This window comes from Candidatus Eisenbacteria bacterium, assembly GCA_035712145.1.
In the GTDB taxonomy this organism is placed as follows: Bacteria; Eisenbacteria; RBG-16-71-46; order RBG-16-71-46; family RBG-16-71-46; genus DASTBI01.
Genome location: DASTBI010000126.1, coordinates 1 through 13,210 on the forward strand (window position 1 = coordinate 1; position 13,210 = coordinate 13,210).

12 protein-coding genes are annotated in these 13,210 nt (G+C 68.4%); 5 read left to right on the forward strand and 7 right to left on the reverse strand.

Annotated features, from left to right (window positions below; all coding sequences use genetic code 11):
* The first annotated feature begins 18 nt into the window (after positions 1-18).
* The gene (locus VFQ05_07745) at positions 19-165 is read left to right on the forward strand and encodes a PhoU domain-containing protein (protein HET9326647.1); all 147 of its coding nucleotides are present in this window, start codon (positions 19-21) and stop codon (positions 163-165) included.
* Between the two features lie 6 nt (positions 166-171).
* Here VFQ05_07745 and VFQ05_07750 read toward each other — a convergent pair whose 3' ends face one another.
* Positions 172-513, reverse strand: coding sequence for a peptide chain release factor-like protein (locus VFQ05_07750; protein ID HET9326648.1), 342 nt, complete (start codon positions 511-513; stop codon positions 172-174).
* Between the two features lie 103 nt (positions 514-616).
* Between VFQ05_07750 and VFQ05_07755 the strand changes: the two genes are divergently transcribed.
* Genes VFQ05_07755 through thiL form a run of 3 tightly spaced genes read left to right on the forward strand, consistent with a single transcriptional unit; the run spans position 617 to position 4,476 of the window.
* Positions 617-2,029, forward strand: coding sequence for a pitrilysin family protein (locus VFQ05_07755; protein HET9326649.1), 1,413 nt, complete (start codon positions 617-619; stop codon positions 2,027-2,029).
* Entirely contained in the window at positions 2,026-3,408 is a 1,383-nt protein-coding gene (locus VFQ05_07760) for a pitrilysin family protein (GenBank protein HET9326650.1), read from the forward strand. Before VFQ05_07755 ends, VFQ05_07760 begins: the two co-directional genes overlap by 4 nt.
* Before the next feature lie 48 nt (positions 3,409-3,456).
* A complete protein-coding gene (gene thiL, locus VFQ05_07765; protein HET9326651.1) occupies positions 3,457-4,476 on the forward strand; it encodes a thiamine-phosphate kinase in 1,020 nt (339 codons plus the stop codon).
* Here the strand turns inward: thiL and VFQ05_07770 are convergent.
* The 6 genes from VFQ05_07770 to eda all read right to left on the reverse strand — a co-directional run bounded on the left by VFQ05_07770 (position 4,473) and on the right by eda (position 10,610).
* Positions 4,473-5,018, reverse strand: a complete 546-nt coding sequence (locus tag VFQ05_07770; protein ID HET9326652.1) for a methylated-DNA--[protein]-cysteine S-methyltransferase — start codon at positions 5,016-5,018, stop codon at positions 4,473-4,475. The genes thiL and VFQ05_07770 overlap by 4 nt on opposite strands.
* Before the next feature lie 81 nt (positions 5,019-5,099).
* Positions 5,100-5,810 (reverse strand): isoprenylcysteine carboxylmethyltransferase family protein, encoded by a 711-nt coding sequence (locus VFQ05_07775; protein HET9326653.1) that lies wholly within the window; start codon positions 5,808-5,810, stop codon positions 5,100-5,102.
* On the reverse strand, positions 5,807-6,985 hold the full coding sequence (locus VFQ05_07780; protein HET9326654.1) for an amidohydrolase: 1,179 nt from the start codon (positions 6,983-6,985) through the stop codon (positions 5,807-5,809). The genes VFQ05_07775 and VFQ05_07780 overlap by 4 nt, the downstream gene beginning before the upstream one ends.
* A 42-nt stretch (positions 6,986-7,027) precedes the next feature.
* On the reverse strand, positions 7,028-8,545 hold the full coding sequence (locus tag VFQ05_07785) for an OmpA family protein (protein ID HET9326655.1): 1,518 nt from the start codon (positions 8,543-8,545) through the stop codon (positions 7,028-7,030).
* A gap of 203 nt (positions 8,546-8,748) precedes the next feature.
* Positions 8,749-9,972, reverse strand: coding sequence for a hypothetical protein (locus tag VFQ05_07790; protein HET9326656.1), 1,224 nt, complete (start codon positions 9,970-9,972; stop codon positions 8,749-8,751).
* A complete protein-coding gene (eda, locus tag VFQ05_07795) occupies positions 9,969-10,610 on the reverse strand; it encodes a bifunctional 4-hydroxy-2-oxoglutarate aldolase/2-dehydro-3-deoxy-phosphogluconate aldolase (GenBank protein HET9326657.1) in 642 nt (213 codons plus the stop codon). The genes VFQ05_07790 and eda overlap by 4 nt, the downstream gene beginning before the upstream one ends.
* A gap of 57 nt (positions 10,611-10,667) precedes the next feature.
* Between eda and VFQ05_07800 the strand changes: the two genes are divergently transcribed.
* On the forward strand, positions 10,668-13,210 hold a 2,543-nt coding region (locus tag VFQ05_07800), incomplete at its 3' end, for an AsmA-like C-terminal region-containing protein (protein ID HET9326658.1).

Genomic DNA, 13,210 nt, shown 5'->3' on the forward strand with positions numbered 1-13,210 from the left:
CGCACCATCACCCGCGCGATGGACCTGATCCTGGTGGCGCGCAACCTCGAGCGCGTGGCCGATCTCGCCACCAACATCGCCGAGGAGGTGGTCTTCATCACCGAAGCCCGTATCATCAAGCACAACGTCGAGGAGCAGGTCGGAGACGACTTCGGCCGCACCTAGCGGCGATCACTCCACGGCCGGGCTGCTCCGTGCCCGCTTTCTCTCCGCCGCGCGGCGCTTCGCGGTCAGCCGGCGCTCGACGGCTGCCTCGCTCGGCCGCGTCGCGATCCGTCGCTTTGGCTTTCGCGCACGGCGCTTGAGCTCGTCCCACACGCGCTCGAGCGCGAGCTGGCGATTCCTGCCCTGCGACCGGCTCTCGGTCGCGATGCGGGTGATGCCGCTCGGCAGATGGCGCACGCGAACGCTGGATTCCGTCTTGTTCTTCTTCTGACCGCCGGGGCCCGAGGAGCGGTAGGCGGTGATGTCGCAGTCGAGCGCGAGACGCGCGAGATGGGCCGGTAGCGGCATGCCGCGAGTATAGCCACGGTGAACGTGCGAGGCTCACCGTCGCGCGCTTGTCCGCGTCGGGCGCCGTCGATAGACTGCCGCGACACCACTCCACGGAGAGACGATGAGAGCGACACTGGCCGCCGCATGGAACGCAGCCCTTATTCTCGTCCTGATCGCCGGCGCGCCCGCCGAAGCGGCGAAGGCGAAGCCCAAGGGAAAGCCCGCGGCGACGACCACGGCTTCAGCACCCACGACCGCCCTCACTCCCGCGCGCTTCCCGGTCGCGCGGCACACGCTGCCGAACGGACTCGTGATCCTGCTCCATGAGGACCACAGCGTCCCAGCCGTCACTTTCTGGCAGTGGTATCGGGTCGGCTCCCGCAACGAAGGGCCGGGCATCACCGGGATCTCGCACTTCTTCGAGCACATGATGTTCAACGGCTCGAAGAGCGTTCCGCCCAAGGAATACGACCGCATCATCGAATCGAACGGCGGCGTCTCGAACGCCTTCACCGATCGGGACATGACCGCCTATTACGAAGACATCGCCTCCGACCGGCTGGAGGTCCTGTTGCGCGTGGATTCGGACCGGATGCGTGAACTGCTGCTGGCGCCGGAGCTGCTGAAGAGCGAGATCGAAGTGGTGAAGGAGGAGCGCCGGCTGCGCACCGACAACGACATCTCGGGCATGCTCGACGAGAGCCTCTACGCGACGGCGTTTCTCGCCTCGCCCTATCGCTGGCCGGTGGTGGGCTGGATGGCGGATCTCGAGCGCATGCAGCGCACCGATCTGGTGGATTACTTCCGCACGTACTACGCCCCCAACAACTGCATCCTGATCCTCACCGGGGACTTCGACTCCAAAGCGGCGCTCGCTTTGATCCAGAAATATTTCGGGGACATCCCGGCACAGACCGCGCCCAAGGCGCCGGTCAATTCCGAGCCCGAGCAGCGCGGCGAGCGGCGTGCGCAGGTGCGCTATCCGGCGGAGAACGAGAGCTTCCAGATCGGCTACAAGGCGCCGAACGCGAGGAGCGAGGACACCTGGGTGCTCGATCTCCTGTCCAGCATCCTGGGCGACGGCGAGTCCTCGCGCCTCCATCAGGCGCTGGTGTACGAGAAGCAGCTTGCGCTCGACGCCGGTACGTTCTTCCGGCCACGTCTCGATCCCACGCTGTTCGAATTCTCGGTCGAGATGAAGCCGGGCAAGCCCGCGCGCGAGGGCCAGGCGGCGCTCGACCAGGTCCTGGAGAAGCTGGTGAAGGAGGGCCCGACGGCGCGCGAGCTGGACAAGGCCAAGAATCTTCTCGAGGCGGACCTGGTGAAGTCGCTCAAGACCAACAACGGCGTCGGCGAGCAGCTGGGCTTCTACGAGCACGTCTTCGGCGACTATCGCACGCTCTACGACGCGATCGGCCGCTACCGCAAGGTGACGCTGGAGGACTGCAGGCGCGTCGCTCGCGCCACGTTCGTGCCCGAGCGCCGCACCGTCGTCGAGCTGCTTCCCACCGCTGGACCGGAGGCCAAGCCGTGACCTTCGGGCTGTTCCTCGCCGGCTCGAGCTTGCTGCTCTCTCTCGCACTCGCGGCCTCGGCGGACGCCGGGGCGCTCCAGATTCCGCCGGCCACGCGGGCTAAGCTCGGCAACGGTCTGCAGGTCGTGGTGATCCCGACATCGCGCCTGCCACTCGTCGACTTCCGGCTCGTGGCCCGCGCCGGATCGGTGAACGATCCCGCCGGCAAGGAAGGGCTCGCCGCGCTGATGGCGGAGCTGATGACCCAGGGCGCGGCGGGCCGCGACGCGCGCACGATCGCCGAGGACATCGCGTTCGTCGGAGGCTCGCTCGAGGCCGGCGCTTCGGCGGAGCAGGTCGTCGTCACCTGCGAAGTGCTGCGAAAAGATTTCGCCACCGGGCTCGAGCTGTTCCGTGACGTGATCGTGTCGCCCACGTTCCCCGCCGCGGAGTTCGAGCGCAAGCGGGACGAGACGCTGGGAGCGATCGCGGCCGACCGCAACAATCCCGGATCGGTGGCCAATCAGGCGCTCGGTCCGTTCCTTCTGGGCGAGAGCCCGCTGGCCCATCCGCTGAGCGGCTGGGAGAAGTCGGTACGGGCCATCTCCCGCGAGGATGTGGTCGCTTTCCACGCGCAGCGGGTGCGGCCCGACAATGCGCTGCTGGCGGTGGTGGGCGATGTCGATCCGAAGGCGACGATCGGAGCGCTCGAGAAGGCCTTCGCTTCATGGAAGAAGAGTGGCGAGAAATGGACCGATGCCTACCAGGCGGTGCCGCAGGTCAAAGGCCGCAAGGTCCTGATCGTCAACAAGCCCGAGGTGACGCAGACGCAGATCCGGCTCGCCTGCATCGGCGTGCCACGCAACCATCCGGATTTCTACCCGATCGTCGTGGCCAACGCGATTCTCGGCTCCGGCTTCACCTCACGCCTCGTCAACGAGGTGCGGGTCAATCAGGGGCTGACCTACAGCATCAGCAGCCGCTTCGGGATGTACCGCAACGCCGGGACCTTCTCGATCAACACGTTCACCCGCAACGAGACGATTCGCAAGACCATCGACACAGCACTCGCCACAGAGAAGAAGCTGGTCGACGAGGGACCGAGCGAGGACGAGCTCGCCAAGGCGCGCAGCTATCTCACCGGGCAGTTCCCGCTCGGCCTGCAGGCGCCGGACGCGCTCGCGACCCAGGTGCTGAACGTCGATTTCTTCGGTCTCGAGCCCAACTATCTCCAGACCTATCAGGACAAGATCTCGGCGGTGTCGATGACGGACGTGCGCCGCGCCCTGAAGTCGTACTTCTGCGTGGACGACCTGCGCGTCCTCGTGGTCTCGAATCCCGAGGTCGCGAAGAAACAGCTCGAGGGCCTGGGAACGGTCGAGGTGCGGAACCCCGATTAGCGCGCCGCGCCGGATCCTCCGGCGCCTCTTCACCACGCCGGAGGTCGAATGCCGTCCCTGCGCGAGCTGGGGGAGTTCGAGGTCCTCGATCGACTCAAGGCGGAACGCGCCAGCGCGAGCGCGGTGACGCTCGGTCCCGGCGATGACGCCGCGGTGGTCGAGCCCGCGGCCGGCATGGAACTGGTGCTGACCACCGACGCTTTCGTCGAGGGCGTACACTACCTGCCGGCGTGGAGCGCTCCGCTCGAGGTCGGCGCCCGCCTTGGGTGCGCCAACCTGTCCGATCTGGCGGCGATGGCTGCGCGTCCACGCTGGGCGCTGCTATCGATCGGTGCCCGCGAGGATGCTTCGGTGGACGATCTCGTCGAGGTGCAGCGTGGAATCCAGCGAGTGCTCGGCCGGCACGGCGCCGGCGTGGTCGGCGGCAATCTCACCTCGGTGGCCGGGCCGCAGTGGCTCTCGCTCACGCTGCTCGGCGACGTCGGGAAAGGCCGCGCATGGCGGCGCAGCGGCGCGCGGGCCGGAGATCGGCTCGCCGTGACCGGGCATCCGGGACGCGCCGGCGCCGGTCTGGCGCTGGCGCGCCGGCTGGGGGAGCGGGCGCGAGCGCCGGAGTGGCAGACCCTCGTGGCCGCGTGGCTTCATCCCGAACCACGCGTGGCGCTCGCGCGCGAACTAGGGGATCACGGCGGCGTCACGGGGGCGATCGACATCTCCGACGGTCTCGCCGGCGATCTCGCCAAGCTGTGCGAAGCGAGCGGGATCGGCGCGCGGCTGATGGCGCGCGACTGGGCCATGGATCCCGAGATCGAGCGTGCGGCCGAAGCCCTCGGGGTCGATCCCGTCACACTGCGCCTCTCGCCGAGTGACGACTACGAGCTCCTGCTCGCGATCGATCCGGAGCGGGCGGCATCCTGCCAGGCGGTGGCCGCAGCGAGCGGAGTGGCGTTTGCGTGGATCGGTCTCCTCACGGCAGATCGCGGATCCATCGCGATCGAGGACGCCTCGGGTGCGGCGCGGACGATCGTGGAACGGGGATTCGATTCCTTCGAGCCGCGAGGCGCCTAGCGGCGGCCCTTGGAGCCGGCGCCCACGAACAACTCCTGCGTCGTCGGCTGGATGCCGGCGAAGCGGGTCTCGTGGTCGAGCAGCCAGCGCTTGCGCGGCAGACCGCCGCCGTATCCGGTCATGGCGCCGTTCGCCCCGATCACTCGATGGCAGGGCACGATGATCGCGATCGGGTTCTGGTTGTTGGCGAGCCCGACGGCCCGGGATGCCTTGGGCTGGCGGATGCTCTTGGCGATCTGACCGTAGCTCCTGGTCTCACCGAAGGGGATCTGGCTCAGCGCCGTCCACACCTTCTTCTGGAAGTCCGACCCGACGGGATCGAGCGGGACATCGAACTCCTGGAGCATGCCGTTGAAGTAGGCGTCGAGCTGCTCCACCACCGCCTTGAGATCGAGCAGGGACGGCTCCCACTTCGCGTCGGGCACGATGTCCGAGCGCGCCGCGATCATGCGCTTGAGGCTCTTGCGCTCCATGTACTGGAGATAACGCAGGCCTTTGTCGGTGCGGGCGAGAAAGAGCAGGCCGACCGGCGACGACATCATGTGATAGGCGATGCGCACGGCGGGAGCATAGCCGAGGGTCCGAGGTGTGCCAAGGCCCGGCAAGCCAGGTTGGCGTCCCGTTCAGGGACGAGGGAGGAACGCTCCGCTGCGCGCTCGATAGGCGACCCATGCATCTCCGAACCGGGCGGCGAGCAAGGCCTCTTCACGGCGGATCCTGAGGACCATCAGCGCCGCGAAGAGCGCAAGCGGCAAGAGGCCGAGCCCGCTGCCAAACGCCATCACCGCGCCGAGGGCCGCCAGAAACGAGCCCAGATAGCCGGGGTGTCGAATGCGCCGGTAGAGTCCCGTGGTCTCGAGCACGTGCTCGCGCTGAACCGCGAGGAGCGGAGAGAAGCGTGAGCCCAGCTGGCTCATCGCGAGGATTCGAATCGTCAGTCCCAGCGCCACGATGGCGACGCCGGCCCATCTCACGGGTTCTCGACCCGGCAGGATCCAGAGGCCCAGGCGCTCGCCCAGCGCGGCAACCGCCGGAGTCGTCACCGGCACGAGCGCCAGCGCGATCAACGTCCAGCGCGACTCGCGGTCGAGCGTGACGACGTCCTGATCGCCGACCGGCCGTCGCAGGGCGAGCACCGCTCCCGTGATGCCCCAGACCACGATCAAGGCCGGCGCCCGCGGGTGCGCCCACACCGCCGCGAAGCCACCGAGCGCGAGCGCGAGCAGCGAGGCATCGATGGTGGTGACGACCAGCGACAGGACCAATGTCGCGATCGGCCCCCGGCGTCGACGGATGACCCGGCCCGGAGAAGCGGAGTCGGGAACGGCGCTCACGCCTCGAGGAAGCGGCGCGCCGTCCTCAGCAGGACCTCGGCTCCGATCCGCAGGCAGCGCTCGTCGACGTCGAAGCGCGGGTGGTGGTGGCCGTGGATCAGACCCTTGGCCGCGTTGCGCGAGCCGATGGCGATGAAGCAGCCCGGCACCCGGGCGAGGAACGAGGAGAAGTCCTCGCCTCCCATCGTGCGCAGATCGTCCACCACGTTTTCTTCGCCGACCACCTCGACCGCCACCGATCGCGCGAGCGCCGCCATGCGGGGATCGTTGACCGTGGGCCGGTTGTGGCGCTGGTACTCGAGCTCCACCCGGCAGTCGAATGCCGCGGCGATGCCGCGGACGATGCGCTCGAAGCGGTCGGGAAGCTGCTCCCACAGGGCCGTGTCGAAGAGCCGCACGGTCCCGTTCAGCGTGGCGTTCGGCGGGATGATGTTGAAGGCCGTGCCGGCGTGCACCTGGGTCACGCTCACCACCACGTCGCGGAACGGATCGGTTTCACGGCTGGCAATCGCCTGCAATGCCGTCACCATATGCGCCGCGCACAGCACGGGATCGACGCCGAGGTGCGGCTGCGCCGCATGGGCGCCCTTGCCGGTGATGGTGATGGTGAACTCGTCCACCGCCGCCATCATCGGCCCCGAGGTGACGCCGACCTTGCCGAGGTCGAGGTCCTGCCACACGTGGAGTCCGAACGCCGCGTCCGGCGCCGGACCTTCGAGCGCTCCGTCGGCGATCATCGCCTCGGCGCCGCCGCCCTGCTCCTCCGCGGGCTGGAAGACCAGCTTCACCGCCCCGGGCCACGTGCCGCGCTCCTGGAACAGCTTGTGACCCACACCGAGAAGCATCGAGGTGTGGCAGTCATGCCCACACGCGTGCATCGCACCGGGCGTCGTCGAGCGGTAAGGGACGTCGTTCTCCTCGTGAATCGGCAGCGCGTCCATGTCCGCGCGCAGCAGGACGGTCTTGCCCGGCTTCACCCCCTGGATGGTCGCGAGCACGCCGGTCTTGCCGACGCCGGTCTTCGCCTCGAGCCCCATGGCTCGCAGGCGGGCGGCGACGAAACCCGAGGTCCGCACCTCCTGAAAGGCGATCTCCGGATGCGCGTGAAGATCGCGACGAACCTCGATCAGCTCCTGCAGGTCCTGCTCGGTGAAGTGCTCGGTCGCGGTTTTCATGGCCTCCTCGAAGATGATGGCGGGCGCGGTGTCGTGCAGATTCTAACGCCTGGTGGTGTCCGCCGGCGCCGGCGCTGGCGCCGGAGCCTTGGTGGTGTCCGGGAGCGCTTCGCCCTTCTGCAGCAAGCGCCGGCGCTGGACCTCCCGGCGCAGGACGTCGCGGTTCTGAACCACGAATTCGACGCGCCGGTTCTTCGACATGTTCAGATCGCTGGTGTTCGGCACCAGCGGACGGCTCTCTCCATATCCCTTGGCGGTGTACTGACCAGGCCTGAGGTCCGCGAACTTGGTCGTCAGATACTTCATCACCTCCGTGGCCCGCGACTCCGACAGGCGCTGGTTGTACTTGTCCGCGCCACGGCTGTCGGTGTGTCCGCCGATCTCGATCTTCAGCTCCGGCCACTTCCTCAGCACCTGGCCGACCACGTCCAGAACCGCGTAGGTCTCGGGCAAGACGTCGGCCTTGGCGGTCTGGAAGTTCACGTTCTGCAGCCGGATCATGCCGGTGTCGAGCAGCTCGGTCTCCTTCTCGATGAACTCGATCGGGCAACCGAGCGAGTCCACCTTCAGTCCCAGACCGGTCTCCGGGCACTTGTCGATGCCGTCGAACACCCCGTCCGCGTCCGCATCCTTGGGGCAGCCCTGGGCGTCGACGGTCGCGCCCGTGGGCGTGCCCGGGCACTTGTCGATGCCGTCGAACACGCGGTCGCCGTCCGTGTCGCTCGGGCACCCCTTGGCGTCGACGGTGGCGCTGTCCGGCGTGTCGGCGCATTGATCCAGCCCGTCGCACACTCCATCGCCGTCTGCGTCGCTCTCGCAACCGCGCGCGTCCACCGTACAGCCCTTGATCGTGGTCGCGCACTGATCGATGCCGTCGAACACGCCGTCGGAGTCGCTGTCCAGCGGGCAGCCCTTGGAGTCGACACGCGCACCTTTCGGGGTATTCGCGCACGAATCCCTGCGATCGGGGACGCCGTCCGCATCGGTGTCGCGCCCCTTCCCCCCCAGCGCGAGCACGAGACCGCCGCCGGCGGCCAGATGACTGATTCGATGCTCCCCGTCGGGGTAGTCGATGGTGTAATAGATCTGCCGAACTTCGAGCCGGAGTCCGATGGCGTCGGTGAGCCACGCCCGCAGGCCGCCCCCGAATTCGATCGACCCCTTGCTCTCGTCCTCCCCGGAGGTCGGCTTGGCCTGGGCCGAGCCCGCTCCCAAGAACAGGAATGGCGACCCGACAAGACCGGGCCAGGGCGAAACCATCACGTTGCCGGAGTAGTGGAAGAAGTCCGCGTCGGGACTGCCTGGCGCGTCCTCGGCCGTGGGAGTGAATCCTCCCGCGAGCTCGAGCCCCCAGAGCGGATTGAACTGATAGCCGAGCCGGCCGCCGAAATAGAGGTCATCCTTCAGGGAGTGACCGTTGAGACGCAGTTCCCCGTCGAAGACGGTGTAGCCCGCAAACGGGGTGATCTGGATGTGGCCGCCGACCGGATCGGCAGTCGCCGGTTGCGCGAGGAGAGCCGCCGCGAAGACCGCCACGGCGAGGGGAACGCGCGCGCGCACAAGGCCTCCTTGTCCTGCTGAACGAATCGGCGGCGCAGGGGCTGAGGCCCAGGGTCGGCCGCCGGAATCGACGTGGCTCGAGACTCGATTGCCGGAAATGCCGCCCCGGTTCCGGCGGCCGGGGCACGATAGCCGTGAGCCTCGCCCGGGGCAAGGGCCTGCCGGACGACCCGGTACGGGCTCGATCCGGGTGTGCCTCCCGCCTAGAATGTCGTCTGCAGGTGCGCGAAGGCCTTGTCGTGCAATCCCCACACATCGTAAGGCTCGGCATCGAGCTCGAAGCCTTCGACGATGTCCAGCAGCACGCGTCCGAAGCGCGCCGAGAATCCGAGGTAGGCCCGCGACTCGTTGCGAGTCGGGTAGGCAGACAGGGGATCTCCTTGCAGGTCCACGGTGATCCGGTCGTAGAGGCCGCCCGCGCGGGCGCCGAATCGTCCCAGGTTCGTTCGCGCCTCGAGCTGGATGACGCGGTCGATGGTCGAAAGCCGTCGCGAGGGATAAGGCGCATCGGATTCCTCGAAGCTCTCGCGATACATCCAGCGCAGCTCGAGGGCGGATGCGGGGCCGAGTCCCTGCTTCAGCGCGCTCTCGACCGACCATTGACGCCGGTAGTCGCCTCCATAGAGGGAGCCTCCTGGAGGGGTGAGGCCCGAGTGCGCGTGGCGCATGGCGGAGCCCAGCTCGAGCGCGGTCCTGCCACGCTGGGCCTCGACCGTGGCGAATCCGAGCGCGCCCCACAGCGTGGCCTGGCGCGACAACGCCGGGTCGAACGTCTCGAATCGCTTGCGTGAGGGAGTGAGCCACTGCGCGCCGAGCTCGACGCGACCGGCCGGCCTTGCGACGCGCATCCAGAGCGCGGGCTCGTAGGGATGCTGCTCGTAGGGCTCCGATTCATTACCCACCGCGGTCTGTCGAAACGCCCAGAGGTTGTTGAAGACGTCCTCGAACGTGAACGTCAGACGCACGACGTCCAACGTCTCGGCGCCGAACTCCCAGAAGACGCCGAGGTCCTGGCGGCTCTTGTCGAAGAGCGGCCGGTAGAGCAATCCCGGCGTGCCGTGCGCCGTGGGAAAGCGGAACGAGAAGTCGAAGTACTGGACGCTGACCACGTCGCTCTGCTCGTCTCGGACGTCCAGGCCGAATGCGGCGCGATCCCCGAGCGGCGCGCGCACCTTGAGCTGCGTATCGATCAGCCAGCGGCCCGAGGTCAGGCAGCCTTGCGAGGAGCGGAGGCTCTGGGAGGATCGTTCACGGCTCGCGCGCCAGTCCACGGGCGTGCGCGTCAGCAGATGATCGAGGAGGCTCTCGTCATCGTGCTGCTGCTCGTAGACGCTGAACGTCGAGAACTCCTCGGTGCCGGCCATGCCCGATCCGGACCACCCGAGCAGGAGGACGAGTGCGGCTCGGCCCGTCGGGCCGAGTCTCATGCGCCGACTTTGGCCAGGATTCCCGAGGTGTGAGCCTGGGCGAGACGCTGGGCGAAGTTCTTTGACCGCATGGTGAGCTCTCCCCAGTTGCCGGCCGCGACCAGCGCGGGGTCGCACAGCGCCCCACCGAGTCCGACGCCGATGCAGCCGGCCATCAGGAACGGAAGCATGTTCTCGAGCGTGGTGCCTCCGGCCGCGAGCAGCGGGACATCCGGCAATGGATCACGGATGACGCGAACGTACTGGGGGCCGCCGGCGACGCCCACCGGATAGAGCTTGATGACGTGCGCACCCATGTCACGCGCGGCGAGGATCTCGTTGGTGGTGTACGCGCCGGGGCAATAGAAAACGCCGGCCATGAGCGCCACCTCGGCGACCTCGCGCGCGAGATTGGGCGCGATGATGAAGCGCGCGCCGGCGCCGAGGGCGGCGCGCGCCTGCTCCGCCGTGAGCACGGTGCCCGCGCCGACGACCACGTCGGGTTCGGAGGCCAGCGACTCCATGACCTTGACCGCGTCGGGCACGGTGAAGGTGATCTCGAGCAGCTTGAGTCCGCCGCGGGCGATGGCCTTGGCGGCGCCGAGCGCTTCGGCCGCCGACCGCGCGCGGATGGCGGTGACCAGTCGGTGCTCACGCAAGAGGGCGAGAGCGGCGGGTTCCGCGATAGGTTCCACGTGTGGCAGTATCGGCCACCCATGTCTTCCGCATCAACCTCGGGACGTGGCCGCCTTTGGTTGTGGCTCATCGCCGGAGCGCTCGCGCTCGTGGGCGTGGCCTGGACCGCGGTCGCCATCCTGTTTCCGCCCGCCCGTGTGCGAAGCATGGTGCAGGCGCAGCTCACGCAGGCGCTGAGCCGCGACGTGCGCTTCGCCGACGCGAGTGTCGGCCTCCTTCCTCCGGTCCGACTCACCGTGAAGGGTCCCGAGCTCGCCGAGCCCGGCGGATTCGCCCGCGGCGCGGCATTCCGCGCCGAAGCGATCCATCTCGACCTCGACGTGCTGGCACTCCTCGGCCGCCGTGTCGTCGTGCGCCGCCTGGTGGTCACGCGGCCCACGCTCCATCTGGTCATGCGGGCCGATGGCACCACCAACCTCGACGACATCGGGCGGAGGGACACCGGCGAGGCGAAGCCCGCCACCGGCGCGCCCATGGACCTCGAGCTGAAGGAGCTGACCATCGAGCAAGGCCGGGCGCTGGTCGACGATCTCAAGGCCGAGAAGCGCACGACCTTCGCCGTCGACACGCGGATGTCGCTCCGCTCCGAGCGAGGCGGCGAGCGGATCGCGACCTCGGGAGCCACCGAGCTCAGCGGGCTGGCCTTCGGTCCTCTCTCCGCGGCGCGGGTCACCGACCTCGATCAATCGCTGGCCAGCCTTCAGTGGAAGCTCGAGCATGACGGAGCGTTCGCCGCGAAGCAGAAGAGGCTGGCGCTCCAGCGGCTCTCGGTCGCCTTCGGCCGCGCCGAGGTCGCGCTGACCGGGATCGTGGACGATCCCGGACCGAAGGCGCGGCTCGATCTCCGCGCCAAGGGCTCGCAGCTGGACCTCGGCGAGCTGCTGGGCTTCGTGGCCGCCGCAGACGCCAAAGCGGTGAGCGGGATCCGCGGCTCGGGCCGGGTCGATTTCGATCTCGCGATACGGGGCGCGCTCGGACCCGATCGACACCCGGACCTGACCGGCGCGCTCACCGTGGCCGATGGCGCGTTCCGCTACTCGGGAGCGCCCGCCGGAGTCGAAGCCTTGGCGCTCAGCGCGCGGCTCGCCCCCGATCAGGTGGAGATCGGACGCTTGAGCGCTCGCGTCATCGGCTCCGACGGCAAGGCCCTGGCGCCGATCACCGGCTCCTTGTCGGTCAGCCGGTTCGCTGATCCACGGGTGTCCTTCGCGTTGAAAGGACCGGTGAACCTCGCCGCGGTCGCTCCGTTGATCGCGCCCAAGGACACGAAGCTCGGCGGGACCGCGGTGATCGATCTGCGGGGGCAGGGTCAGGCCAAGGATCCCGGCACGTTCGGCCTCGAGGGCCGCGCCGAGCTCGCTCAGGTGAGCGTGGAGGCGCCCACTCTTCCGAAGAAAGTCGAGAAGATCCAGGCCGAGATCCAGTTCTCGCCGAGCCACGCCGCGGTGCGTCGCTTCATCATGCACGCGGGCAAGTCGTCGGTCGGCCTCGATGCCACCGTGGCGCGCCCGCTCGCGCTGATGGCGGAGATCGGCAAGACCGAGCCGGCCGAAGTGGACTTCGATCTGCGCTCACCCTACCTCGATCTCGCCGAGCTGCTGCCGGTGACCCCCGGCAGTCCGGTGCTCCCCAACGCGCGCGGCCATGGCCGGGTCACCATCGGCCGGCTCAAGAAGGACAAGCTCGACGTCAGCCAGGTGAACGCCCAGATCGCTCTGACACCGGGCGTGATGCAGGCCGGCTCGTATTCGTTCAATGGATATGGCGGCGCCGTGAACGGCAGCGCTCGATTCGATGTCGCCAATCCGAAGAGTCCTGGATTCAAGGTGAAGGCCAAGGTGGACTCGGTGGACGCCGACCACCTACTGTCGACCTGGACCGGCGCGCGCGGATGGCTGCACGGCCAGCTCGACAGCGAGCTGGACCTGGCCGGCGCCGGGGGCACGCCCGACGAGGTCAAGCGCACGCTGACCGCGATCGGCAAGGCGCTGATGACCGAGGGAACGATCGGTCCGGGACCGGCGCTCAATGCGGTCGCGAGCACGCTCGGGATCCCGGCCTTCAAGGAGATCCGGCTTCGCGATCTCAAGATGCCCTTCCGCGTGGAGCACGGGATGTTCATGACCGACAACGTCACGCTCGAAGGCAAGACCGGCAAGTGGCAGGCGGTCGGAGGCGTCAGCTTCGACGGCAAGCTCGACTACGCCGTCAGCGTCACGCTGCCTCCCGAGATCGCGTCGCAGCTCCAGACGAAATCGGCGTTCGCCGCCGGCGCGCTGAGCGATCCGCAGGGGAATCTGATCGTCGATCTCCGCGTCACCGGTCCAGCGGCGGCGCCGAAGGTGCGCGTCGACACGCAGGCGATCAAGGATCGCCTCATGGGCAAGGCCTCGCAGGCGTTGTCCGATCAGCGCCAGAAGCTCGAGCAGCAAGTGCAGGCGGGACTCGAAGAAAAGCGAAAGGCGGCGGTCGACAGTCTGCGGAAGATGTCGGATCAGCAGCGCCGCGCGCTCGAGGACAGCCTCAAGCGCAAGGCGCAGGACGTTCTCAAGGGCTTCTTCGG

Excerpts from the sequence above, each read along its gene's own strand:
- VFQ05_07745 (HET9326647.1), top strand. The coding sequence starts at position 19 with ATGGACCTGATCCTGGTGGCGCGCAACCTCGAGCGCGTGGCCGATCTC.
- VFQ05_07750 (HET9326648.1), bottom strand. The coding sequence starts at position 513 with ATGCCGCTACCGGCCCATCTCGCGCGTCTCGCGCTCGACTGCGACATC.
- VFQ05_07755 (HET9326649.1), top strand. The coding sequence starts at position 617 with ATGAGAGCGACACTGGCCGCCGCATGGAACGCAGCCCTTATTCTCGTC.
- thiL (HET9326651.1), top strand. The coding sequence starts at position 3,457 with ATGCCGTCCCTGCGCGAGCTGGGGGAGTTCGAGGTCCTCGATCGACTC.
- VFQ05_07770 (HET9326652.1), bottom strand. The coding sequence starts at position 5,018 with ATGATGTCGTCGCCGGTCGGCCTGCTCTTTCTCGCCCGCACCGACAAA.
- VFQ05_07780 (HET9326654.1), bottom strand. The coding sequence starts at position 6,985 with ATGAAAACCGCGACCGAGCACTTCACCGAGCAGGACCTGCAGGAGCTG.
- VFQ05_07790 (HET9326656.1), bottom strand. The coding sequence starts at position 9,972 with ATGAGACTCGGCCCGACGGGCCGAGCCGCACTCGTCCTCCTGCTCGGG.